We start from the raw sequence: 21,245 nt of genomic DNA, 5'->3' as shown, positions 1-21,245 counted from the left end.
CGAAAGGAGAACCGGAACCATGCGCCGAATCAGTCCTCCCGTCACCATTCCCGTCACCGCCGGCGCTGCGCCGCTGGAGCGCCGGGGGGACGACAGGCGACGATTCGGCTGGCGCACGGTGCTCCACGGCTTCTTCCGCTCCCGGCGGCGGCGGGCGCGGCGGGACGGCGACCGGCGGCACCCGTTCAGCGACTGGCACCATCCGTGGCTCCTGTTCCTCGGCATCGGCGTGATGGCGATGAGCGCGACGGATGCGTTCCTGACGCTGCGGCTGCTCGAGCACGGCGCGGTGGAGGCGAACCCCGTCATGCGCGTCCTGATCAATGCGGATATCCAGTGGTTCGTCGTGATCAAGCTGACGCTGACGGGACTCGGCCTGATGCTGCTGGTCTACACCAGCCGGGTGCTCCTTTTCCGCCGGGTCCGGGTGGGGCTGCTGATCACCGGCTTCTTCTGCGGTTATGCGTGCCTGATCTGCTACGAGTATCTCGGCCTGCTGGCGCTGGGCATCATCTAGGCGGATTCGTCCGGGGACGTGACCCGGTGCTTTCCCTGCGGGAAGCCCATCCGCTAAACTAGCGGCTTAGTTACCGTCATTTACCGCTGACCGCTGTATGCTGTTCGCTGCGGGCTGCCATGCGGCCCCTGCGGGGTTCCTTTTGCTATGTCACAGTCGCTGAAAGAGCAGTACGCGTCCTCGCCGCTCTTTGGCAGTAATGCCAGTGCCGTAGAGGCCCTCTACGAGCAATTCCTCGATGACCCGGACAGCGTTCCCGAGCGCTGGCGGCGTTTTTTCGGTGATATCGCCCCGGATGCCGACGGCGAGGTGCCCCACGGCCCCATCCGCGATGCCTTCCGCGAGCGCTCGCTGGCCGCCGGCGGCAACGGACGCGCCGGCACGGCCGTCTCGCGGGGGCGCACCCGGGCGGTAACGGCCAGCGAGAAGCAGGCCGCCGTCTCGCGTCTCATCCAGGTCTACAGCCTGCGCGGGCATCAGATCGCGGATCTCGATCCGCTGGGGCTGCAGGAGCGCCACGTGCCGGCGGTCCTCAAGTTCGACTTCCTGGGCCTGAGCGACGCCGACCTCGACGACGAGTTCTACACCGGCGGCCTCGCCGGCACCGGCCACGAGCGCATGAAGCTGCGCGACATACTCGCGCTGCTGCGCAAGATCTATTGCGGAAAGATCGGCGCCGAGTTTGCGCACATCTCCCGCGCGCGGGAGCGGCTGTGGCTGCGCGAGCGCTTCGAGCGCGGCATGGCCGAGGACCACCTGGACGTGGAGCAGCGCCGCTGGCTGATGGAGCAGCTGACCCGCGCCGAGGGCATCGAGCGCTATCTGCACACACGCTACGTGGGCCAGAAGCGCTTCTCGCTGGAGGGTGGCGAGAGCCTGATCCCGCTGCTCGACGACCTGATCCAGCGCGGCGGCGAGGGCGGCATCAAGGAAGTGGTCATCGGCATGGCCCACCGAGGCCGCATCAACGTGCTGGTCAACCTCCTCGGCAAGAGCCCGGAGGAGCTGTTCTCGGAATTCGAGGGCAAGGTGGACCTGGAGAACCTCTCCGGCTCCGGCGACGTGAAGTACCACATGGGCTTCTCCTCGGACATCCGCACGGCCGGCGGCAACGTCCACATCGCGCTCGCCTTCAACCCGTCGCATCTCGAGATCGTCAATCCCGTGGTGGAGGGCTCTGTGCGCGCGCGCCAGCAGCGCCGCGGCGACCTGGACCGCAACGAGATCCTGCCCGTGCTGATCCACGGCGACGCCGCCTTCGCCGGCCAGGGCGTGGTCACCGAGACGTTCCAGATGTCCCAGGCGCGGGGCTTTCGCACCGGCGGCACGGTGCACATCGTGGTGAACAACCAGATCGGTTTCACCACCAGCGACCCGTCCGACGCCCGCTCCACGCCCTACTGCAGCGACGTCGCCAAGATGATCGAGGCGCCGGTCTTCCACGTGAATGCGGACGACCCGGAGGCCGTGGTGTTCGTCAGCCGGCTGGCCCTGGCCTATCGCCAGCATTTCAAGAAGGACGTGGTCATCGACCTGGTCTGCTACCGGCGCCACGGCCACAACGAGGCCGACGAGCCGGCGGCCACGCAGCCGGTGATGTACGGTCGCATCCGCGAGCACCCGACCACCCGCGAGATCTACGCCCGCCAGCTGAAGGAGGCCGGCATCGTCGACGACGACGCGCTGAAGCAGATGACCGATGCCTACCGCAGCCGGCTGGACGAGGGCCAGCCCGTGCCGCAGGCGGCACTCGGCATGATCGGCAACGAGTTCACGGTGGACTGGACCGGTTACCGGGATGCCGACTGGGACCAGCAGATCGTGACCGCCATCGGCAGCGAGCGGGTGGAGGCACTGGCCGAGCGCATCGTGACGCTGCCGGAGGACTTCGAGCTACACAGTCGGGTCAAACGGATCATCGACGACCGGCGCAAGATGGGGCAGGGCGAGCTGGAGATGGACTGGGGCTTTGCCGAGACCATGGCCTACGCCTCGCTGATCGAGGACGGCTACGACGTGCGGGTCACCGGCCAGGACAGCGGCCGGGGTACCTTCTTCCATCGCCATGCGGTGCTGCACAACCAGCCGGACGCGCGCGAGTACGTGCCGCTGAAGCACATCGCGGAGCGGCCCGGTGCGTTCACCGTCATCGATTCGCTGCTCTCCGAAGAGGCGGTGCTGGGTTTCGAGTACGGCTTCTCCACCACCGACCCCAACGCTCTCGTGATCTGGGAGGCGCAGTTCGGCGACTTCTGCAACGGCGCCCAGGTGGTGATCGACCAGTTCATCAGCTCGGGCGAGGCGAAGTGGGGCCGGCTGTGCGGCCTGACCCTGTTCCTGCCCCACGGCTACGAGGGCCAGGGCCCGGAGCACTCCTCGGCGCGCCTGGAGCGCTTCCTGCAGCTCTGCGCCGAGCACAACATGCAGGTCTGCGTGCCGTCCACGCCGGCGCAGATGTTCCACATGCTGCGCCGCCAGATGCTGCGCTCGTTCCGCAAGCCGCTGATCGTGATGACGCCGAAGAGCCTGCTGCGCCACAAGCTCTCCGTCTCGCCGCTCACCGACCTGAGCGAGGGCCGCTTCCAGACGCTGATACCCGAGGTGGACGCCATCGAGCCGGACAAGGCGCACCGGGTGATCTTCTGCAGCGGCAAGGTGTACTTCGACCTGCTGCAGGCGCGCCGCGAACACGAGATCGACGACGTCGCGATCGTGCGCATCGAACAGCTGTATCCGTTCCCCATCGACCAGTACGCCGAGATCCTGCAGCACTACTCCCGGGCCGAAGAGGTCGTCTGGTGTCAGGAGGAGCCGCAGAACCAGGGCGCCTGGTACCAGATCCGCCATCGCCTGCAGGAGCCGCTGCGCTCCCGTCACACGTTGTTCTATGCGGGCCGTTCCCACGCGGCGGCGCCGGCTTCGGGCATTTTCAAGCTGCATGTGAAGCAGCAGGAGGCGCTGGTCGCGGCCGCGCTGGGCCTGGAGACCGGCGGCGACGACTGAGCCCGCCAACGTCAACACGCAAAACCATCGGAATCCACGAACAATGAGCATCGAAGTCAAAGTTCCCCAGTTACCCGAATCCGTCTCGGACGCCACGCTCGTCTCCTGGCACAAGCAGGAGGGCGACCGCGTCTCCCGGGACGAGAACCTGGTGGATCTGGAGACCGACAAGGTCGTGCTGGAAGTGCCGGCGCCGGCCGACGGCACGCTGAAGGAGATCAAGATCGGCGACGGCACGACGGTCACCAGCGGCGAGGTGCTGGCGCTGCTCGAGGAAGGCGAAGGCGGCGGCGAGCCTGACAAGGGCGCCGAAGCCAAACAGGGCGATAAAGGCGAGAAAGCCGACAAGGGCGACGAGGCCGCCGGCGAGGACGACGAAGACGGGAAAGACAAGGTCGCCGCCGAGGCGTCGGAGAAGAAAGACGAAGCGGGCGGCAGGAAGCAGGCCGACGAGGAGCCGGAGGAAGAGGAAGGCGGGGAAGAGGGCCGCGGCGCCCGCAAGCTCAGCCCCTCGGTGCGGCGCATGATCGAGGAGCACGATCTCGACCCGGACGACATCGAGGCCAGCGGCCGCGGCGGGCGCATCACCAAGGCCGACGTGCAGCGGCATCTGGAGTCGCTGGATCACGATACCGCGCCGGAGGATACGCCGGCCGAAGGCGAGGCCTACCCGGCGTCGGGCGGGCGCACGGAGGAGCGGGTGCCGATGACCCGTCTGCGGGCGCGGATCGCGGAGCGCATGGTGGAGGCCCAGCAGTCGGCCGCCATGCTGACCACGTTCAACGAGGCGGACATGTCGGCCATCATGGAGCTGCGCTCCCGCTACAAGGACCGCTTCGCCGATCAGCACGACGTGAAGCTCGGCTTCATGTCGTTCTTCGTGCGTGCCGCGGTCGAGGCGCTCCGGAAGTTCCCGGTGGTCAACGCCTCCGTGGAAGACAAGGACATCATCTACCACGACTACCAGGACATTGGCATCGCCGTGTCCACCGACCGTGGCCTGCTGGTGCCGGTGCTGCGGGACGCGGGCCGGATGAGCCTGGCGGACATCGAGAAGGCCATCAACGACTACGGCAAGCGGGCGCGGGAAGGCAACATCGGCATCGACGACCTGACGGGTGGTACGTTCACCATCACCAACGGCGGCATCTTCGGCTCGATGATGTCGACGCCCATCCTCAACCCGCCGCAAAGCGCCATCCTCGGCATGCACGCCATTCAGGAGCGGCCGATGGCCGTGGACGGCAAGGTGGAGATCCGGCCGATGATGTATCTGGCGCTGACCTACGACCACCGCATCATCGACGGCCGCGAGGCCGTCCAGTTCCTCGTCAGCATCAAGCAATCGCTGGAGGATCCGGCGCGCCTGCTGCTGCAGGTCTGAACCGGCGTCTGCCGCGGCGGACCCACACACGAGACAATCAGGACAGGGAATGAGTAACAAGTACGACGTAATCGTGATCGGCGGCGGACCCGGCGGTTATCCGGCGGCCATCCGCGCCGCGCAGAACGGCATGAACGTGGCCTGCATCGACGCGTGGGAGAACTACGATGGCAGCCATGCCTTCGGCGGCACCTGCCTGAATGCGGGCTGCATTCCGTCCAAGGCGCTGCTGGAGTCCTCCGAGCTCTGGCACCGGGCGGAGCACGAGTTCGCCACCCACGGCATCGGCACCGGCAAGCTGAAGCTGGACCTCGCCGCGATGCAGAAGCGCAAGGCCGGCATCGTGCAACAGCTCACCGGCGGCATCGGCGCGCTGTTCAAGTCCAACAAGGTCACCGGTCTGGTGGGCCACGGCAAGCTGCTGGCCGGCCGCAAGGTGGAGTTCACGCCGAAGGACGGCGGCGACGCGCAGACCCTGGAAGCCGACCACGTCGTCCTCGCCAGCGGCTCCGCGCCGGTGGAGCTCGGCGCCGTGCCCTTCGACGGCGAGACCATCGTCGACTCCTGGGGCGCGCTCGAGTTCGAGAGCGTGCCGAAGCGCCTCGGCGTCATCGGCGCCGGCGTCATCGGCCTGGAGCTCGGCAGCGTCTGGAGCCGGCTGGGCGCCGAGGTGGTGATGCTGGAGGCCATGGAGGACTTCCTCTGGATGGCGGACCACGACATCGCGAAAGCCGCGCAGCGCCAGTTCAAGAAGCAGGGCCTCGACATCCGCCTGGGCACGAAGGTGACCGGCACGGAGTCCGGCAAGAACGGCGTCACCCTCGTTTTCGAGGAAAAGGGCGAAGAGCAGCGGCTGGAATTCGACAAGGTCATCGTCGCAGTCGGCCGCCGGCCGTACACGGAGGGCCTGCTGGCCGACGACGCCGGCGTGGAGCTGGACGAGAAGGGTTTCGTCAAGGTGGACGAGGAGTGCCGCACGGGCGTCTCCGGCGTCTATGCGGTCGGCGACTGCGTGCGCGGCCCGATGCTCGCGCACAAGGCCACGGAGGAGGGCGTCATGGCCGCGGACCTCATCGCCGGCAAGGTCGCCGAGGTGAACTACAATGCCATCCCGTCGGTGATCTACACCGCGCCCGAGGTGGCCTGGGTGGGCCGTACCGAGGCCGAGGTGAAGGAGAGCGGGCGCCCGTACAAGACCGGCTCCTTCCAGTTCGCCGCCAACGGCAGGGCCAAGGCCATGGAGCAGACTGCCGGGCTGGTGAAGATGGTCTCAGCCTCCGACGACGACGAGTTGCTGGGCGTGCACATCGTCGGCCCCATGGCCGGCGAGCTGATCGGCGAACTCGTGCTGGCGATGGAGTTCTCGGCGAGCACCGAGGACATCCAGCGCACCGTGCACGCGCATCCGACGTTGTCCGAATCGGTGCACGAGGCCGCACTGGCCGTCGACGGCATGGCGATCCACGCCATCAACCGCTGAGCAACCGCGCCGCTCAGGCGTCCCGGCGCACGCTGATCACGTTCGGCAGGCGTTCCAGGCGGCTGAGCGTGCGGCTCAGCGTCTCGAGATCCGGCACCTCCACGCTCAGCTCGATGCTGGCCTTGCGACTGCGCCGGTCGGTGTCCGAACGCGTGCCGATGATGCCAATGTGCTCGTCGCTCAGCACGCCGGAGATATCCCGCAGCAGGCCGTCCCGGTTCCAGGCATCGATGCGCAGCTCGACCGGGTAGCGTGCCTCGTCGTCCTCGCCCCATTCCACTTCGATGATGCGGCTGGCCTGCTGCTCCATCAGGCGCAGCAGGTTGCGGCAGTCCCGGCGGTGGATGCTCACCCCGCGTCCCACCGTGATGTAGCCCAGGATCGGCTCCGGCGGGACCGGGCCGCAGCAGCGGGCCAGGTTGCTCATGAGATCGCCCACGCCGCGCACGCGGATGTCGCCGCCGCCCTCCGAGGGTCGCCGCCGGCGCCGCCGGACCGGCAACGGCTCCGGTTCCTGCGCGGTGAGCTGGTGCGCCGCATTCGCCACCGCGGAGGCCGTGAGATCGCCCGTGCCGAGGGCTACGTAGAGCGCGTCCGGATTCTCCTGCTTCAGCTGCGCGGCGATCTCGGCGACCGGCAGTGACTTCAGGTTCAAGCGGGAGAGCTCCCGCTCCAGGATCTCCCGGCCCTGCTTGCGGTTCTGTTCCCGGTCCTGGTGGCGGAACCAGGCGCGCACCTTCGCCCGGTTGCGGGCCGAGGCGAGGAAGCCGAGCCGGGGCACCAGCCAGTCCCGGCTGGGCGAGGGTTTCGAGGCCGTGATGATCTCCACCTGATCGCCGTTCCGGATCTGGTAGCCCAGCGGCACGATGCGCCCGTTCACGCGGGCGCCCCGGCAACGATGGCCCACCTGGGTGTGTACGGAATAGGCGAAGTCCAGCGGCGTGGCGCCGGCCGGCAGATCGACCACGTCACCCTTCGGCGAGAAGGCATAGACCCGGTCCTCCATGATCTCCTCGCGCACCCGTTCCACGAAATCGTCGCCCGCCTCGGCCTCGGACGGCTCGAGCAGCTGGCGCAGCCAGCGCACCTTCTGCTCGAAGGCGCCTGCGCCGGAGCCGCCCTCCTTGTAGCGCCAGTGGGCCGCCACGCCCAGCTCGGCATGGCGGTGCATCTCGTGGGTGCGTATCTGCACCTCGAGCGGCTGGCCGTGGGGGCCCATCACCGCCGTGTGCAGCGACTGGTAGAGGTTTTTCTTCGGGTTGGCGATGTAGTCGTCGAATTCCTGGGGCAGGTAGCTCCAGAGGTTGTGCACGATGCCGAGCGCCGCGTAGCAGTCGCGCACGTCGTTGACGAAGATGCGCACGGCGAGCACGTCGAAGATCTTGTCCAGCTCCGTGTCCTTGCGCTGCATCTTCCGCCAGATGCTGTAGATGTGCTTGGGGCGCCCCGATACCTCCGCCTCGATGCCCGCTGCGTCGAGTTCGGCGCGCAGCCGCTCGCGCATCTCGCGGATGATGGCCTCGCGCTCCTCGCGTCGCTGCTTGAGCTGGCGGGCGATGCGGCGATAGGCGTCCGGCTCCAGGAAGCGGAACGAGAGATCCTCGAGCTCCCACTTGAGCTGCCAGATGCCCAGCCGGTTCGCGAGCGGGGCGTAGATGTCCCGACACTGGGCCGCGATGCGGCGCTGGGTCTCGGCTGGCGCGTCCTTCGCTTCGCGCAGGGACAGGAGCACGTCGGCGAGGCGCACCAGCACCACGCGCACGTCGCGGACGGCGGCCAGCAGCATGCGCCGCAGCCCTTCCGCCTGGTCCGGCGCGAAATCCGACGGATCCTGCCCGTGCAGCTCCGGGCTCATGTCGGTGAGCTGCGCGAGGTCTGCGCACAGGGCGGCGGCGGAGCCCGGATAGCGCCGTTTCACCTCGTCCAGGTCCAGAACACCGGCCTGCACCGCCGGGTAAATGGCGGCGGCGGCGACGATCTCCGGCTCCATGCCGAGGCCGGCGACCAGGGCGGCGAGTTCGCGGCAGCGCGCGCCGGCGGCCGGCTGACCCGCGTCAGTGCACAGCTGCCCCAGCTCGTCCGCCAGACTGGCGGATCCCTCACTTTTCACGCCCTGCGTATCCGTACTCGCGTCCATGGCCGATCGTCGTATCGTGGATGTCTCAAGTGCTGAATATCGTTATCATAAACGCTGACCGGGCGTCGCGTTTGGGTACTACGCCTGCAATCTTCGAGGATCCATATGCTTTCCATGCTGAAACGGGCGCCGCTCGTGCTGGCGCTATTACTGCTCATGGCCGCGCCGTCTGCCGGCGCCGCCGACCTGGACATCAACGTCAACGACGATGCTGCCCGCCTGACCTATGCCTGGCAGGTGCCGGAGCGCAAGCTGCAGTTCGACGCCGGCTGGCTCCATCACCAGGATCGGGGCGACGTGGGCCACCTCGGCCTGCACCTGGTGGACCTGGCCTCCGGCGGCCGCAACCCCGTGCGGGGAGGACTGGGCGGCAAGCTCTTCTACACCAACGCGGACCGACTGGACGAGAGCGGATTCGTGGTGGGCCTCGGCGGCTTCCTCGCTTATACGCTGCCCACCTACAACCGGTTCTCCGTGAGCGGCCACCTCTATTTCGCGCCGGACGTGCTGGCCTTCAGCGGTGCCGACGGCTACCAGGAGTTCGAGGCGCGCCTCAGCTACAACGTGCTGCGCGAGGCCGACATCTACCTGGGCGCCCGCTACAGCAAGGCCGACTTCGACGACCGCGGCGACGCGCTCATCGACAACGGCCTCCACGTCGGCATCCAGCTCCGTTTCTGATCGGCACGAGAGAGGAGCGAGACTGACATGGCCGGTCACAGCAAATGGGCCAACATCCAGCACCGCAAGGGAGCCCAGGACAAGAAGCGCGGCAAGCTCTTCACGCGGCTGATCCGGGAGATCACCGTGGCCGCCCGCATGGGCGGCGGCGACATCGACGCCAACCCCCGTCTCCGTCTGGCCGTCGACAAGGCCAAGGCGCAGAGCATGCCGAAGGACAACATCGAGCGCGCTATCAAGCGCGGTTCCGGCGATCTCGAGGGCGACGACTACGAGGAGATCCGCTACGAGGGCTACGGCCCGGGCGGCGCCGCGGTGATGGTGGACTGCCTCACGGACAACCGGAACCGCACCGTGGCCGACGTGCGCCACGCGTTCTCCAAGTACGGCGGCAATCTGGGCGCGGACGGCTCTGTGGCTTATCTGTTCAACCACTGCGGCCAGCTCCTGTATCCGCCCGGCAGCGACGAGGACGCCATCACGGGGGCAGCCATCGAAGCGGCTGCGGAGGATGTGGTGGTGGCCGAGGATCACTCCATCGAGGTGCTGACCGACCCGGCGGAGTTCGAGTCGGTGCGCGACGCGATGGTCGGCGCAGGCTTCCCGCCGGAGGAGGCGGAGACGACCATGCGCGCCTCGACCAGCGCAGACCTGGAGGGCATGGAGGCCATCAGCATGGTGAAGCTGCTGGAGGCGCTGGAGGACCTGGACGACGTGCAGAACGTCTACACCAACGCGGAAATCCCGGACGAGGCCTATGAATCGGCTTGAGAGGCGGCCTGACCGGGCGGCGCGGCGGCGGGCGCGATGAATGCACCCGTGCGCATCCTGGGGATCGACCCGGGTTCCCGCCTCACCGGCTACGGCGTGGTGGAGACCACCGGCGACCGCATCGCCTGGGTGCAGCACGGGGTCATTCGCACCAACGGAGACGATTTTCCCTCCCGGCTGGCGCAGATCTATGCCGGTATCGGCGAGGTGCTGGAGACCTGGCAGCCGCAGGAGGTGGCCATCGAGCGCGTGTTCGTCCATCGCAACGCGGACAGCGCGCTGAAGCTGGGTCATGCCCGCTCGGCCGCGATCTGCGCCACCTTCGTCCACACGGTGAGCCTGTACGAGTACGCGCCGCGGGCCGTGAAGCAGGCCGTGACCGGGCTGGGCGGCGCGGACAAGGAGCAGGTGGCGCGCATGGTGGGCATGCTGCTGGGCCTCAAGGGCGAACTGCAGGCCGACGCCGCGGACGCGCTGGCGATTGCCATCTGCCACTCGAACAGCCGGCGGCTGAACACCCGGGTGGCGGGGGCAGGCCGGTGATCGGCTCGCTGCGCGGGCGGCTGGAAGCCAAGCAGCCGCCGTGGATCGTGCTCGACGTGGGCGGCGTGGGCTACGAGGTGGAGACGCCGATGTCCACGTTCTTCCAGCTGCCGGAGACCGGCGCCGAGGTGCGGCTGCTGACCCATCTGCTGGTGCGCGACGACGCCCAGCAGCTGTACGGTTTTGCCACCGAGGAGGAGCGGGCGCTGTTCCGCAACCTGCTGAAGGTGAGCGGCGTGGGCGCGCGGATGGCGCTGGCCATCCTCTCCGGGATCAGCGTGGAGGGATTCCGCCGCTGCGTGGAATATGAGGACACGGCCAGCCTCGTGAAGGTGCCGGGCATCGGCAAGAAGACCGCGGAGCGCCTGATCGTCGAGATGCGCGACCGCGTGGCCGCTGTCGGCCCGTCCGGCGTGGCGGGGGCGCCGCCGGGCACTGTGCCGCCGGAAGATGCGCGCGGCGAGGCCTCGACGGCACTGATGGCCCTGGGCTACCGTGCCGCAGAGGTGGCGAAGCTGCTGCGCCAGGTGGACACGGAGAACCTGAGCGCCGAGGAGATCATCCGCCAGGCGCTGCGTCAGGCGGCACGGTGAGGAGATGAACGGGAATAGGGATACCGAACAGGACCGGTTCATTGCCGCCGCGGCGAGCGGCGAGGACGCCGTGTTCGACCGGGCCATCCGGCCGAAGCGCCTCGTGGACTACGTGGGGCAGTCCGCCGTCAAGGAGCAGATGGAGATATTCATCGAGGCCGCCCGCAAGCGTGGCGAGGCGCTCGATCACGTGCTGATCTTCGGTCCGCCCGGCCTCGGCAAGACCACGCTGGCCCACATCATCGCCAACGAGATGGGCGTGAACCTGCGCCAGACCGCGGGCCCGGTGCTGGAGCGCCCCGGCGACCTGGCCGCCATCCTCACCAACCTGGAGGAACGCGACGTCCTGTTCGTCGACGAGATCCACCGCCTGAGCCCGGTCGTCGAGGAGGTGCTGTATCCGGCGCTGGAGGACTTTCAGCTGGACATCATGATCGGCGAGGGCCCGGCGGCCCGTTCCATCAAGCTCGACCTGCCGCCGTTCACGCTGGTGGGTGCCACCACCCGGGCGGGGCTGCTCACCTCGCCGCTGCGGGACCGCTTCGGCATCGTCCAGCGGCTGGAGTTCTATACCACCGGCGACCTGGAGGCCATTGCGACGCGCTCCGCCGAGATCCTGAATCTCGCCATCGAGCCGCCCGGCGCGCGCCAGATCGCCGCGCGTTCCCGCGGCACGCCCCGCATCGCCAACCGGTTGCTGCGCCGGGTGCGCGACTACGCCGAGGTGCGTTCCGACGGCGTGGTCACCGAGGCCGTGGCCCAGGCGGCCATGAACATGCTCGAGGTGGACCCGCACGGCTTCGACGCCATGGACCGCAAACTGCTCCTGACCGTCATCGAGAAGTTCGACGGCGGGCCCGTGGGCGTGGAGAGCCTGGCGGCGGCCATCGGCGAGGAGCGGGGCACCATCGAGGACGTGATCGAGCCCTATCTCATCCAGCAGGGCTTCATGATGCGCACCGCGCGAGGCCGGGTGGCCACGCGCAATGCCTACCTGCATTTCGGTCTGCCGGCGCCCGAATCCGAGGTGCCCCCCGATCTGCCCCTGTTCGATTAGTCGCCGGAGGCGCCCATGGATACCGAAAAGGCAGGCGCCGACGGCGCGTTTCACTGGCCCGTACGGGTCTACTACGAGGATACCGATGCCCAGGGGCTGGTATATTTCGCGAATTACTTCAAATACATGGAGCGAGCCCGCACCGAGTGGCTGCGCGCCCGCGGCATCGAGCAGGACCGGCTGCGCGCCGAGGAGAACCGCCTTTTCGTGGTGGTCGAGACGGGCGCGCGATTTCTGGTGCCGGCCCGCTTCAACGATGAACTCTGGGTGAGCGTCGAGCTCGAAGAGATAGCCCGGGCGAGTTTCCAGATGGCGCAGGAGATCCGCCGCGGCAGCCCCGACGGCGAGCTGCTGTGCAGCGGCACCACCCGCGCCGCCTGCATCACCGCCGATTCCTATCGCCCGGCACGCCTGCCCCGGACACTGCTGGAGGTTTCCACCGGATGACTACCGATTTCTCCTTTCTGCAACTCATCCTCGAGGCGAGCATCGTCGTCCAGGCGGTCATGGCGCTGCTGGTCGCGGCGTCGGTCTTCTCCTGGTTCATCATCGTCAAGAAGCGCCGCACCATCTCGAGCGCGGTGGGCATCGCCGACGAGTTCGAGGCCACTTTCTGGTCCGGGGGCGACCTGTCCTCGATGTACCAGGACCTCACCCGCCAGAGCGGCAGCCCGCAGGGCATGTCCGGCATCTTCGAGGCCGGTTTCCGCGAGTTCCGGCGGCTGCGCGGCCAGGAGGGTGTCGCGCCGGACAAACTGGTGGAGGGCGCGCGGCGGACCATGCGCGTCACCCAGACCCGCGAGGTGGAGCGCCTCGAGCAGGGGCTGGCGAACCTCGCTACCATCGGCTCGACCAGCCCCTACGTCGGCCTGTTCGGCACCGTGTGGGGCATCATGAACTCCTTCAGCGCGCTGGGTGCCGGCACCCAGACGGCCACGCTGACCGCGGTGGCGCCCGGCATCGCCGAGGCGCTGATCGCCACGGCCATGGGCCTGTTCGCCGCCATCCCGGCGGTAATCTTCTACAACCGCTACGCCGACAAGGTGGGCCGGCTGGAGAGCCGCTACGAGACCTTCGTGGAGGAGTTCCTGACCATCCTGGAGCGCCATGCGCACCGGGCGGCCACGGGAGGGCAGTAGCCATGGCGAAGAACCGGCGCCTGATGGCCGAGATCAACGTAGTGCCCTACATCGACGTGATGCTGGTGCTGCTGATCATCTTCATGGTGACGGCGCCGTTGCTCACCCAGGGCATCGAGGTGGAGCTGCCGAAGGCCGCGGCCGAGCCGCTGGACCCGGAACTCACGCAGGATGAACTCCCGCTGGTGCTCTCGGTCGATCGGGAGGGCAACCTGTATCTCAACGCGGGTGATAACGAGGACGCGCCCGTGGATGCGCGCACCGTGATCGCCCGCACCGCGGCCGTGCTGCGTCGGCGGCCGGAGACGCCGGTACTGGTCAAGGCCGATCAGGCCGTGGCCTACGGACGGGTGGTGAATGCGATGGTGCTGCTGCAGCAGGGCGGCGCAGAGAAGGTCGGTTTCATCACGGACCCGCTGGACGAGACTACCTTCGACTGAGGAGAGGCAGGCCGGATTTTGCGCGATAACCTGATTCCGCTGGCGGTATCGTTACTGCTGCACGCAGCCGTGCTGGCAGCGTTGCTCGTGGGCGTCGACTTCCACCGGCCGCACAACCCGCCCCAGCAGGTGGCGCTGCAGGCCACGGTGGTGGACGAGGCGGCCATCCGCGAGCAGATGCGCGAGCTCGAGGAGGCCGAGGAACGGGATCGCCGGGAACGCGCGGCCGAAGAGCAGCGGCTGCGCGAACAGGCGGAGGCCGCGCGGCGCGAGCGCGAGCAGGAGCAGCAGCGGCTGGAGGAGGCCCGCAGGGAACGCGAGCGGGCGGAGCAGCAGGCGGCGGAGGCCGAGCGCCAGCGTCAGGTGCAGGAGCAGCGGCTGGCCGAGGAGGCGGCCCGCAAGGCCGCGGAAGAGCAGGCCGCCCGCGAGGAGCGGGAGCGGCTGGAGCGGATCCGGCGCGAGCGTGAGGCAGAGGAGGCCAGACTCGCCGAGATCCAGCGGCAGAAGGAAGAAGCCGAGCGCCGGCGCCAGGAAGAGGAGCGCAAGCGCCGCGAGGCCGAGGAGGCGCGCCGCCAGGCGGAGCGCGAGGCGGAGCTGCAGCGCCTGATGCAGGCGGAGGAGGAACGCCGCAGTGCCGTCGAGTCGGGGCTGCTGGACCAGTACATCACCGTGATCCGCCAGACGGTGGAGCGCAACTGGGTCAAGCCGGCGACGGCCGGCTCGGGCATCGAATGCGAGGTGCTGTTGACCCAGCTACCGAGCCGCGACATCGTCAACGTGCGCTTCGGCGAGTGCAACGCGGATGCGACCGTGCGCCGTTCCATCGAGGCGGCGGTGATGAAGTCCTCGCCGCTGCCGCCGCCGCCGGACCGCAGCCTGTTCGAGCGCAACTTGCGATTCATGTTCAGACCTGAACAATAGTGGCGACGGCGCCCGCCCGGAGGCGGGTGCCCTTCGCTTGGAGCACACACAATGAAACGAGCGCTGATTCTCATCGCGCTGATGGCCTGTGCCGGAGTGGCCCGGGCCGAGCTGACCATCGAGATCACCCAGGGCGCCGGCCAGGCCGTGCCCGTGGCGGTGGTGCCCTTCGGCTGGGACGGTCCCGGCGAGGCGCCGCTGGACGTCGCGGCGGTGATCGGCGCGGATCTGGCCCGCAGCGGGCGCTTCGAGCCGCTGGAGCGGCGCGACATGCTGGCGCGGCCCACCCGCGGCGTGGAGATCGACTTCGACGACTGGCGCATGGTGGGCAGCGACCTGATCGTGGTCGGACGCCTGGTCCGCGAGGCCGAGGACGACTACACCATCGAGTTCCAGCTGTTCGACATCCTGCGCGGCGAGCAGCTGGTGGGCTACCGCATGCCCGCCTCGAAGCGGGGCCTGCGGCTCGCGGCGCATCGGGCGGCGGACATGATCTTCGAGGAGATCACCGGCATTCCCGGCGTGTTCGCCACCCGCATCGCCTACATCACCGCCGAGGGCGAGGATGCCACCAACCGCACCTATCGCCTGATCGTCTCGGATGCGGACGGCGCCAACCAGTACACCATCGTCGAGTCGGCCCAGCCGCTCATGTCGCCCACGTGGTCGCCGGACGGTCGGCGCATCGCCTACGTGTCCTTCGAGGGCAACCGTTCGGCCGTGTGGGTGCAGACGCTCAGGACCGGCAACCGCCAGCGGCTGTCCCAGGAGCAGGGCATCAACGGCGCGCCGGCCTGGTCGCCGGACGGTCGGCGCATCGCGCTGACGCTGTCGGGCGCCGACGGCAACCCGGATATCTGGCTGCTGACGGTGGCCAGCGGCGAGAAGCGGCGGCTGACCACCAACCCGGCCATCGATACCGAGGCCGCCTGGGCGCCGGACGGCAAGTCCATCTATTTCACCTCGGACCGCAGCGGCGGCCCGCAGATCTACCGGGTCGGCGTCGACGGCGGCAATGCCAGTCGCGTGACGTTCGAGGGCCGCTATAATGCGCGCCCGAGGATATCCCCGGACGGCAGCAAGCTCGCCGTGGTCCACGACGACCGGGGCAACTACCGCATTGCGGTGTACGACCTGGAGAACGATCTGTTCCAGGTGTTGTCCGATGGCAGGCTGGACGAGTCGCCGGATTTCGCGCCCAACGGAGCGACGCTGATTTATGCCACGCGGCAGGGCGACCGGGGCGTGCTGGCCACGGTCTCGGTGGACGGCACGGTGAAGCAGCGGCTCGCCTCCACGGGAGGCGACGTGCGTGAACCGGTCTGGTCGCCGTTCCGGCGAAATTATTAGGTAAAATCTGATTAATGCCTGTAATCTATTGATTTTTATGTCCCAGCGGCCCCGTCCCGACGAGAGTGACCGGAGCCGCTTTCCAACCGAGGAACCGAGATGAAGATGAACCGAATCCTGGCCGTGGCCGTACTCGCGCTCGCCGTGAGCGCCTGCGGCGGCCGTTCCAACACGCTTCCCGCCACCGACACGGTGGATGATGTGCCGCCGGGCACCGCCTCCGGCGCCAGCAGTTCCGGTGCCGGCAGCGCCGGCGGGCGCGCGGGCAGCGCCATCGCCGACGACCGGCTGGACGACGAGACCCGCGCCTACCTGGACGATCTGGTGGTCTACTTCGAATTCGACCGCAGCGAAGTGCAGCCGCAGTTCACCGACCTGCTGGCCGCCCACGCGCGCAACCTGGCCGCGAACCCGCGTATTGAGGTTCGCCTGGAAGGGCACGCCGACGAGCGGGGGTCACGCGAGTACAACATCGGCCTCGGCGAGCGCCGCGCACAGGCCGTGCGCCGCATCCTGCTGATCCAGGGGGCTTCCGCGGGGCAGATCACCACGGTGAGCTACGGCGAGGAGCGGCCCGCGGAGCCGGGCAGCACCGAGTCGGCCTACGCGAAGAACCGCCGCGTTGAGATCGTCTATCAGGACTGACGGGGAAGATCGGGGCCAACACGGATGAAAGAATGCCAATGAAACGACGACACAGAGCCAGCGCCGCCGTCGCGCTCACCCTGCTGGTATCGGCCTGCGCCACGGTACCGCCCGAAGAGGATCCGGTGCTGCTCAAGCTCAACGAGCTCGACCGGCGCCTGGCCGCAGTCGAGCGGGTGGTGCAGAACGACAGCCTGGTACAGCTGGTCACGCGGGTGGATGCCCTGCAGGCCGAACAGGCGGAGCTGCGCGGGATGATCGAGGAACTCGCCCACGGCGCCGAGTCGACGGCGAGCCGCCAGCGCGACCTCTACGTGGACCTGGACCAGCGGCTCCAGCGCCTGGAGCAGTCTTCGGGCGGCGAGGGCCGGCTGGCGCCGGGACAGTTGCCGATGCCCTCCGGCTCGGACCGGGACAACTACCAGGCGGCCTTCGAGCTGCTCAAGGACGGGCGCTACGAGGAGGCGGCGACGGCCTTCCAGGAGTTCCTGAAGACCTATCCCGACAGCGAGCTGGCAGACAACGCCCAGTACTGGCTGGCGGAGTCGTACTACGTCACGCAGAAGTTCAAACAGGCGCTGCCGGCCTTCGAGAAGGTGGTCGCGCAATACCCGCGCTCGGGCAAGGTGCCGGACGCGCTGCTGAAGATCGGCTACTGCAACTACGAGCTTCAGCGCTGGGAGGCGGCGCGGAACGCCCTCACGCGGGTGCGCTCCGAGTACCCGGACACCACCGCGGCACGCCTCGCCATCCAGCGACTGGAGCGGATGGACACCGAGAATCGCTGACGCCCGGGCCATGGCGGCGACCCTCACCATCAGAGACGAGCTGCCCGCCGCGGGACGCCTGCGCCTCACCGAGATCTTCTACTCGCTGCAGGGCGAGGGGCTGACCGCCGGCGTGCCGACCGTGTTCGTACGGCTGACTGGCTGCCCGCTGCGCTGCCGCTACTGCGACACGGCCTACGCCTTCACCGGCGGCGAGTGGCACGGCTACGACGAGATCCTCGCGCGGGTGGGGGAATGGCCGGCCCGCCACGTCTGCGTGACGGGCGGCGAGCCGCTGGCCCAGCCCAACTGCCTCGGGCTGCTAACCGCGCTCTGCGACGCCGGCTATTCGGTGTCGCTCGAGACCAGCGGGGCGCTCGATATCGCCGAGGTGGACGAGCGCGTCTCCCGCGTGGTGGACATCAAGACGCCGGGCTCGGGCGAGGCGAAGCGCAACCTCTGGGAGAACGTGGCCCTGCTCACGCCGCGGGACCAGGTGAAGTTCGTGATCTGTGACCGCCGGGATTTCGACTGGGCGCTGGAGCGCGTGAACATGCACGGTCTCACCGAGCGCTGTCCGGTCTTCTTCTCCCCGTCGTGGGGGCAGGTGGAGCCGGACGAACTGGCCGACTGGATTCTGGAAGCCCGGGCACCGGTGCGACTGCAACTCCAGCTCCACAAGGTGTTGTGGGGCGACGTGCCGGGGCGCTGATGGCGGACGGTGCGCGCAAGGCGGTAGTCCTCCTCTCCGGCGGACTCGACTCGGCAACCACACTGGCCATGGCGAGGAACGCCGGCTGCGAATGCCACGCGCTCAGCGTGCGCTACGGCCAGCGCCACACGGCCGAACTGGACGCCGCCGCGCGGCTGGCCGAGACCCTCGGCGCCGCTTCGCACCGCAGCATGAGCGTCGATTTCGGCGGCATCGGCGGCTCCGCGCTCACCGATCCGGCGCTGGCCGTGCCCGAGACGCCCCAGGAAGGCATCCCGGTCACCTACGTGCCGGCCAGGAACACCGTATTCCTGTCGCTCGCACTGGGGCTGGCCGAGGTCATCGAGGCCGACGGCATCTGGATCGGCGTGAATGCCGTCGACTACTCGGGCTACCCGGACTGCCGGCCGGCATTCATCATGGCCTTCCAGGAACTCGCCAACGTGGCCACCAAGGCGGCGGTGGAAGGCAAGGCGGTGCGCATCCACACGCCGCTCATCGAACTCAGCAAGGCGGAAATCATCCGCCGCGGCATGGAACTGGGCGTGGACTACTCGCTCACCGTCTCCTGCTACCAGGCGGACGACGACGGCCGCGCCTGCGGCGTTTGCGACGCCTGCCGCCTGCGGCGCAAGGGCTTCGAGGAGGCCGGCGTCGCCGATCCCACGCGCTACGGCGACGAAAAGGCCTGATCCGCAGCCATTTCCGGGCACGACTTTCTGATCCGGGCGGCTTCCGGTATTATGCCGCCTCCCGGCCGGGTCCCCGGCCACCTGGCGGGCCGTTAGCTCAGTTGGTAGAGCAGTTGGCTTTTAACCAATTGGTCGTAGGTTCGAATCCTACACGGCCCACCAATTTCCCAATGAAAACAATGCGCTATGGCCTAATAAGCTGGCTTTTCCATCCGCAGCGGCAGCGCTTTTTCCTGCCCGCGACCGGTGTCTGGATTCTCGCACTGGATTGGGTCCTGTTCTCTTCGAACGTCTTCTCGGCATGGCTGGCGACGCCCGCCGTGACGGTGGTCGGCTTCCTGCTCGGCAGCGCTGGCGCGTTCCTCGCCCAAAGGCGCGGGGGCAGGGATACGGTGTGGCGCGCAGCCCTGAAGGCACTGCTGGCCGGGATCGTGGTCGGCGTTCCGTGGCCCATTGGCGGCACCCTGGTTGGTGGCTGGGTACTGCTATCCTCCGGGCTGACGGACGCAAGAAGACAATTCATGGGCAAGTGACAGGAGTCGTCGCCCCTAACGAGACCCCTCAAACGTCGGAACCGGGCGAACGTTCGCTTCCTCCCTGGTGGCTGCGACCCCGTTCTGACGGATGTCGTCGAGCAGCCACTCCATCTCCCGGATCTCCCTGCGCTGCGTCGCGATGATCTCGGTGGCGAGTCTCCGCACCCGAATGTCACGTATCCCGGCCCTTTCGCTCGTGAGAATCGCGATGGAATGATGGGGGATCATGGCCTTCATGTAAGAGGCATCCTGCACCGTCGCCTGGCCGCGAACGAGCCCGATCGCAACCGCGATGACGAGCACACTCGCCAAGTAGATCAGGACGTTTATCGTCCGATTCCGGTACATGCCCAGCATGAAGCTCAGCATCACGATGCCCATGCCGCCGCCCATCACGAACATCATGAAGAAGCGGGTTTCGCTCCAGCGCACGTGACTCCACTGGTAAGTGTTCACGTACATGAGTGCGAGCATGACGATCATCGAGGTCGCGATCATCGCGACGAATCGGAAATAGCCAGTGTTTATATGCTGCATCGCCAATCTCCCGTCGTGGCGGCCGGGACGGTCTGATTCGGCCCTCGAATCGGCGGATTCCGGGCTCGTTCGGGCACAGTATCCGCCGGCGGCACGATCAGCGAATTGGCAAATCGCAATCGCCTGAGGTATATCGGATCGGTCTTCAGTTTGTTGCCGTGCCGGTCTCTATGGACATTCTCGCCGATATCGGACGTTGGATATCCGAAAACGAATCCCTGTTGAGCGGGTCGGCCGCGCTCATTGTCGTTGCGGGCTTTGTTTTGTCTCCTCTCGGGGCAGGAATCCGGCGTTTGTTCCGAAGTAGCCCGGTGCAGTCGCAGCCGGAGCGCGCGGTATCAGACGTAGCGGCGGGCAATGGACAGGATCGGCTTACCCTGAAGGAATTGACTGCGCCATCGCCTGACGAGGTTCGGTTCGCAAGAAGCGGTGCTACCCGGATAGCATTCAACCAGCGGGGTAGTGGTCCGGTCGATCTGGTCGTGACACCGGGCATCATCAGCAATCTGAATATCTTGGGGAATCTCCCGGCCTCGCGAGATTTTTTGCGCAGCCTTTCCGGCTTTGCGCGTGTTCTCACTTTCGACAAACGGGGTCAGGGTCTCTCGGATCCGTCCCTGGCTACGCCTGCCCTCGAGGATCGCACTAGCGATATCGAAGCGGTCATGGATACGGCCGGCATAAAGCGGGCGATCCTCGTCGGAGTCTCGGAGGGCGGGCCGATGTGCATTCATTTCGCTCACTCGCATCCGGATCGGGTCCTCGGTCTTATCCTGGTGGGGACGACGGCCCGATTTACGCAGAGTGAAGACTTCCCTATCGGTATTCCACAGCATCATATCGAACAAATCGCCACACTCTGGGGTACCGGGGCCCTGCGCGACATTTTGTTTCCGAGCCTTTCACGAGAGCTGATAGACGACGACACCTACAAATCGATGGAGCGTTTGATGGGCTCGCGCGCCACTTTGCGCCAGTTGGTAGAGATGATGGCCGAGATAGACGTGCGCGCCCTGCTGCCCGACATCCGGGTGCCCACGCTGGTGGTCCATTTTTCAGGTGACCTCGCGATCCCGATCAGGCTCGGGAGATACCTCGCGGAGAACATAGCGGATGCCGAGTTTCTCGAAGTGAATGCCGTGGATCACGCGGATCTTTCGCAATCGCCCGAGGCGATCGAGCGCATCAGAGGATTCTGCGAGGACAATGCGCGCAAGGAGTTCCCGCGATTCATGGGAAACCTCTTCTCGAATCGACCTGGAGATCCTGGCGCAAACTGAGACTGCCGTCACTCGCGATGGCATCGCCATCCGGGTATTCTGAATCGTCCGCGTACCGGA

At 67.5% G+C, this 21,245-nt stretch carries 22 protein-coding genes and 1 tRNA gene; 21 read left to right on the top strand and 2 right to left on the bottom strand.

Going from position 1 to position 21,245, the window contains the following annotated elements:
- Nucleotides 1-19: 19 nt before the first annotated feature.
- From ACJMK0_RS13170 to lpdA, 4 genes are all read left to right on the top strand, one after another.
- Nucleotides 20-517 (top strand): DUF5658 family protein, encoded by a 498-nt coding sequence (locus ACJMK0_RS13170; RefSeq protein WP_405238871.1) that lies wholly within the window; start codon nt 20-22, stop codon nt 515-517.
- Nucleotides 518-664: 147 nt separating this feature from the next.
- Nucleotides 665-3,520 (top strand): 2-oxoglutarate dehydrogenase E1 component, encoded by a 2,856-nt coding sequence (locus ACJMK0_RS13165; protein ID WP_405238870.1) that lies wholly within the window; start codon nt 665-667, stop codon nt 3,518-3,520.
- Nucleotides 3,521-3,563: 43 nt separating this feature from the next.
- Nucleotides 3,564-4,904 (top strand): 2-oxoglutarate dehydrogenase complex dihydrolipoyllysine-residue succinyltransferase, encoded by a 1,341-nt coding sequence (gene odhB, locus ACJMK0_RS13160; RefSeq protein WP_405238869.1) that lies wholly within the window; start codon nt 3,564-3,566, stop codon nt 4,902-4,904.
- 49 nt (nt 4,905-4,953) lie between these two features.
- Nucleotides 4,954-6,384, top strand: a complete 1,431-nt coding sequence (gene lpdA / locus ACJMK0_RS13155; RefSeq protein ID WP_405238868.1) for a dihydrolipoyl dehydrogenase — start codon at nt 4,954-4,956, stop codon at nt 6,382-6,384.
- A 13-nt stretch (nt 6,385-6,397) separates the two neighbouring features.
- Here the strand turns inward: lpdA and ACJMK0_RS13150 are convergent, their stop codons facing one another.
- Nucleotides 6,398-8,494, bottom strand: a complete 2,097-nt coding sequence (locus ACJMK0_RS13150) for a RelA/SpoT family protein (RefSeq protein ID WP_405238867.1) — start codon at nt 8,492-8,494, stop codon at nt 6,398-6,400.
- 132 nt (nt 8,495-8,626) lie between these two features.
- Here ACJMK0_RS13150 and ACJMK0_RS13145 point away from each other — a divergent pair, with 132 nt between their 5' ends.
- From ACJMK0_RS13145 to ACJMK0_RS13070, 16 genes are all read left to right on the top strand, one after another.
- On the top strand, nt 8,627-9,202 hold the full coding sequence (locus ACJMK0_RS13145) for a YfaZ family outer membrane protein (RefSeq protein WP_405238866.1): 576 nt from the start codon (nt 8,627-8,629) through the stop codon (nt 9,200-9,202).
- A 27-nt stretch (nt 9,203-9,229) separates the two neighbouring features.
- Entirely contained in the window at nt 9,230-9,973 is a 744-nt protein-coding gene (locus tag ACJMK0_RS13140; protein WP_405238865.1) for a YebC/PmpR family DNA-binding transcriptional regulator, read from the top strand.
- 36 nt (nt 9,974-10,009) lie between these two features.
- The gene (gene ruvC / locus ACJMK0_RS13135) at nt 10,010-10,516 is read left to right on the top strand and encodes a crossover junction endodeoxyribonuclease RuvC (protein WP_405238864.1); all 507 of its coding nucleotides are present in this window, start codon (nt 10,010-10,012) and stop codon (nt 10,514-10,516) included.
- Nucleotides 10,513-11,109 carry a Holliday junction branch migration protein RuvA gene (gene ruvA, locus ACJMK0_RS13130; RefSeq protein ID WP_405238863.1) on the top strand — a complete coding sequence of 199 codons (597 nt, stop codon included), beginning with the start codon at nt 10,513-10,515 and terminating at the stop codon, nt 11,107-11,109. The genes ruvC and ruvA overlap by 4 nt, the downstream gene beginning before the upstream one ends.
- Before the next feature lie 4 nt (nt 11,110-11,113).
- The gene (gene ruvB / locus ACJMK0_RS13125; RefSeq protein ID WP_405238862.1) at nt 11,114-12,166 is read left to right on the top strand and encodes a Holliday junction branch migration DNA helicase RuvB; all 1,053 of its coding nucleotides are present in this window, start codon (nt 11,114-11,116) and stop codon (nt 12,164-12,166) included.
- 15 nt (nt 12,167-12,181) lie between these two features.
- A complete protein-coding gene (gene ybgC, locus ACJMK0_RS13120; RefSeq protein WP_405238861.1) occupies nt 12,182-12,613 on the top strand; it encodes a tol-pal system-associated acyl-CoA thioesterase in 432 nt (143 codons plus the stop codon).
- On the top strand, nt 12,610-13,305 hold the full coding sequence (gene tolQ, locus ACJMK0_RS13115) for a protein TolQ (RefSeq protein WP_405238860.1): 696 nt from the start codon (nt 12,610-12,612) through the stop codon (nt 13,303-13,305). The genes ybgC and tolQ overlap by 4 nt, the downstream gene beginning before the upstream one ends.
- Before the next feature lie 2 nt (nt 13,306-13,307).
- Entirely contained in the window at nt 13,308-13,745 is a 438-nt protein-coding gene (gene tolR, locus ACJMK0_RS13110) for a protein TolR (RefSeq protein WP_405238859.1), read from the top strand.
- Between the two features lie 18 nt (nt 13,746-13,763).
- Nucleotides 13,764-14,666 carry a cell envelope integrity protein TolA gene (tolA, locus tag ACJMK0_RS13105; RefSeq protein ID WP_405238858.1) on the top strand — a complete coding sequence of 301 codons (903 nt, stop codon included), beginning with the start codon at nt 13,764-13,766 and terminating at the stop codon, nt 14,664-14,666.
- A gap of 51 nt (nt 14,667-14,717) precedes the next feature.
- The gene (tolB, locus tag ACJMK0_RS13100; protein WP_405238857.1) at nt 14,718-16,016 is read left to right on the top strand and encodes a Tol-Pal system beta propeller repeat protein TolB; all 1,299 of its coding nucleotides are present in this window, start codon (nt 14,718-14,720) and stop codon (nt 16,014-16,016) included.
- 99 nt (nt 16,017-16,115) lie between these two features.
- The gene (gene pal, locus ACJMK0_RS13095) at nt 16,116-16,661 is read left to right on the top strand and encodes a peptidoglycan-associated lipoprotein Pal (RefSeq protein WP_405238856.1); all 546 of its coding nucleotides are present in this window, start codon (nt 16,116-16,118) and stop codon (nt 16,659-16,661) included.
- Nucleotides 16,662-16,699: 38 nt separating this feature from the next.
- A complete protein-coding gene (gene ybgF / locus ACJMK0_RS13090; protein ID WP_405238855.1) occupies nt 16,700-17,449 on the top strand; it encodes a tol-pal system protein YbgF in 750 nt (249 codons plus the stop codon).
- Between the two features lie 10 nt (nt 17,450-17,459).
- Entirely contained in the window at nt 17,460-18,140 is a 681-nt protein-coding gene (queE, locus tag ACJMK0_RS13085; protein ID WP_405238854.1) for a 7-carboxy-7-deazaguanine synthase QueE, read from the top strand.
- Entirely contained in the window at nt 18,140-18,832 is a 693-nt protein-coding gene (gene queC, locus ACJMK0_RS13080; protein ID WP_405238853.1) for a 7-cyano-7-deazaguanine synthase QueC, read from the top strand. The genes queE and queC overlap by 1 nt, the downstream gene beginning before the upstream one ends.
- 86 nt (nt 18,833-18,918) lie before the next feature.
- Nucleotides 18,919-18,994, top strand: a tRNA-Lys gene (locus tag ACJMK0_RS13075).
- Between the two features lie 8 nt (nt 18,995-19,002).
- On the top strand, nt 19,003-19,365 hold the full coding sequence (locus ACJMK0_RS13070) for a phosphoribosylaminoimidazole carboxylase (protein ID WP_405238852.1): 363 nt from the start codon (nt 19,003-19,005) through the stop codon (nt 19,363-19,365).
- Between the two features lie 15 nt (nt 19,366-19,380).
- Here the strand turns inward: ACJMK0_RS13070 and ACJMK0_RS13065 are convergent, their stop codons facing one another.
- On the bottom strand, nt 19,381-19,905 hold the full coding sequence (locus tag ACJMK0_RS13065; RefSeq protein WP_405238851.1) for a DUF305 domain-containing protein: 525 nt from the start codon (nt 19,903-19,905) through the stop codon (nt 19,381-19,383).
- 170 nt (nt 19,906-20,075) lie between these two features.
- Between ACJMK0_RS13065 and ACJMK0_RS13060 the strand changes: the two genes are divergently transcribed.
- Nucleotides 20,076-21,185, top strand: coding sequence for an alpha/beta fold hydrolase (locus ACJMK0_RS13060; protein ID WP_405238850.1), 1,110 nt, complete (start codon nt 20,076-20,078; stop codon nt 21,183-21,185).
- Nucleotides 21,186-21,245: the final 60 nt, after the last annotated feature.

Origin of the sequence: Lentisalinibacter orientalis, from assembly GCF_040706535.1 — a bacterium.
Classification (GTDB): domain Bacteria; phylum Pseudomonadota; class Gammaproteobacteria; order Steroidobacterales; family Woeseiaceae; genus Lentisalinibacter; species Lentisalinibacter orientalis.
The sequence above is the reverse complement of the archived record's forward strand: the minus strand, read 5'-3'. Positions and strand labels throughout refer to the sequence as shown.

Bases quoted from the DNA above. Each gene is read 5' to 3' on its own strand.
- ACJMK0_RS13070 (WP_405238852.1), top strand. From the start codon at position 19,003: ATGAAAACAATGCGCTATGGCCTAATAAGCTGGCTTTTCCATCCGCAG.
- ybgC (WP_405238861.1), top strand. From the start codon at position 12,182: ATGGATACCGAAAAGGCAGGCGCCGACGGCGCGTTTCACTGGCCCGTA.
- queE (WP_405238854.1), top strand. From the start codon at position 17,460: ATGGCGGCGACCCTCACCATCAGAGACGAGCTGCCCGCCGCGGGACGC.
- odhB (WP_405238869.1), top strand. From the start codon at position 3,564: ATGAGCATCGAAGTCAAAGTTCCCCAGTTACCCGAATCCGTCTCGGAC.
- ACJMK0_RS13165 (WP_405238870.1), top strand. From the start codon at position 665: ATGTCACAGTCGCTGAAAGAGCAGTACGCGTCCTCGCCGCTCTTTGGC.
- tolR (WP_405238859.1), top strand. From the start codon at position 13,308: ATGGCGAAGAACCGGCGCCTGATGGCCGAGATCAACGTAGTGCCCTAC.
- ACJMK0_RS13170 (WP_405238871.1), top strand. From the start codon at position 20: ATGCGCCGAATCAGTCCTCCCGTCACCATTCCCGTCACCGCCGGCGCT.
- ACJMK0_RS13060 (WP_405238850.1), top strand. From the start codon at position 20,076: ATGGACATTCTCGCCGATATCGGACGTTGGATATCCGAAAACGAATCC.
- tolQ (WP_405238860.1), top strand. From the start codon at position 12,610: ATGACTACCGATTTCTCCTTTCTGCAACTCATCCTCGAGGCGAGCATC.
- ACJMK0_RS13140 (WP_405238865.1), top strand. From the start codon at position 9,230: ATGGCCGGTCACAGCAAATGGGCCAACATCCAGCACCGCAAGGGAGCC.
- pal (WP_405238856.1), top strand. From the start codon at position 16,116: ATGAAGATGAACCGAATCCTGGCCGTGGCCGTACTCGCGCTCGCCGTG.
- queC (WP_405238853.1), top strand. From the start codon at position 18,140: ATGGCGGACGGTGCGCGCAAGGCGGTAGTCCTCCTCTCCGGCGGACTC.
- lpdA (WP_405238868.1), top strand. From the start codon at position 4,954: ATGAGTAACAAGTACGACGTAATCGTGATCGGCGGCGGACCCGGCGGT.
- ruvC (WP_405238864.1), top strand. From the start codon at position 10,010: ATGAATGCACCCGTGCGCATCCTGGGGATCGACCCGGGTTCCCGCCTC.
- ybgF (WP_405238855.1), top strand. From the start codon at position 16,700: ATGAAACGACGACACAGAGCCAGCGCCGCCGTCGCGCTCACCCTGCTG.
- tolB (WP_405238857.1), top strand. From the start codon at position 14,718: ATGAAACGAGCGCTGATTCTCATCGCGCTGATGGCCTGTGCCGGAGTG.
- ACJMK0_RS13065 (WP_405238851.1), bottom strand. From the start codon at position 19,905: ATGCAGCATATAAACACTGGCTATTTCCGATTCGTCGCGATGATCGCG.
- ruvB (WP_405238862.1), top strand. From the start codon at position 11,114: ATGAACGGGAATAGGGATACCGAACAGGACCGGTTCATTGCCGCCGCG.
- ACJMK0_RS13145 (WP_405238866.1), top strand. From the start codon at position 8,627: ATGCTTTCCATGCTGAAACGGGCGCCGCTCGTGCTGGCGCTATTACTG.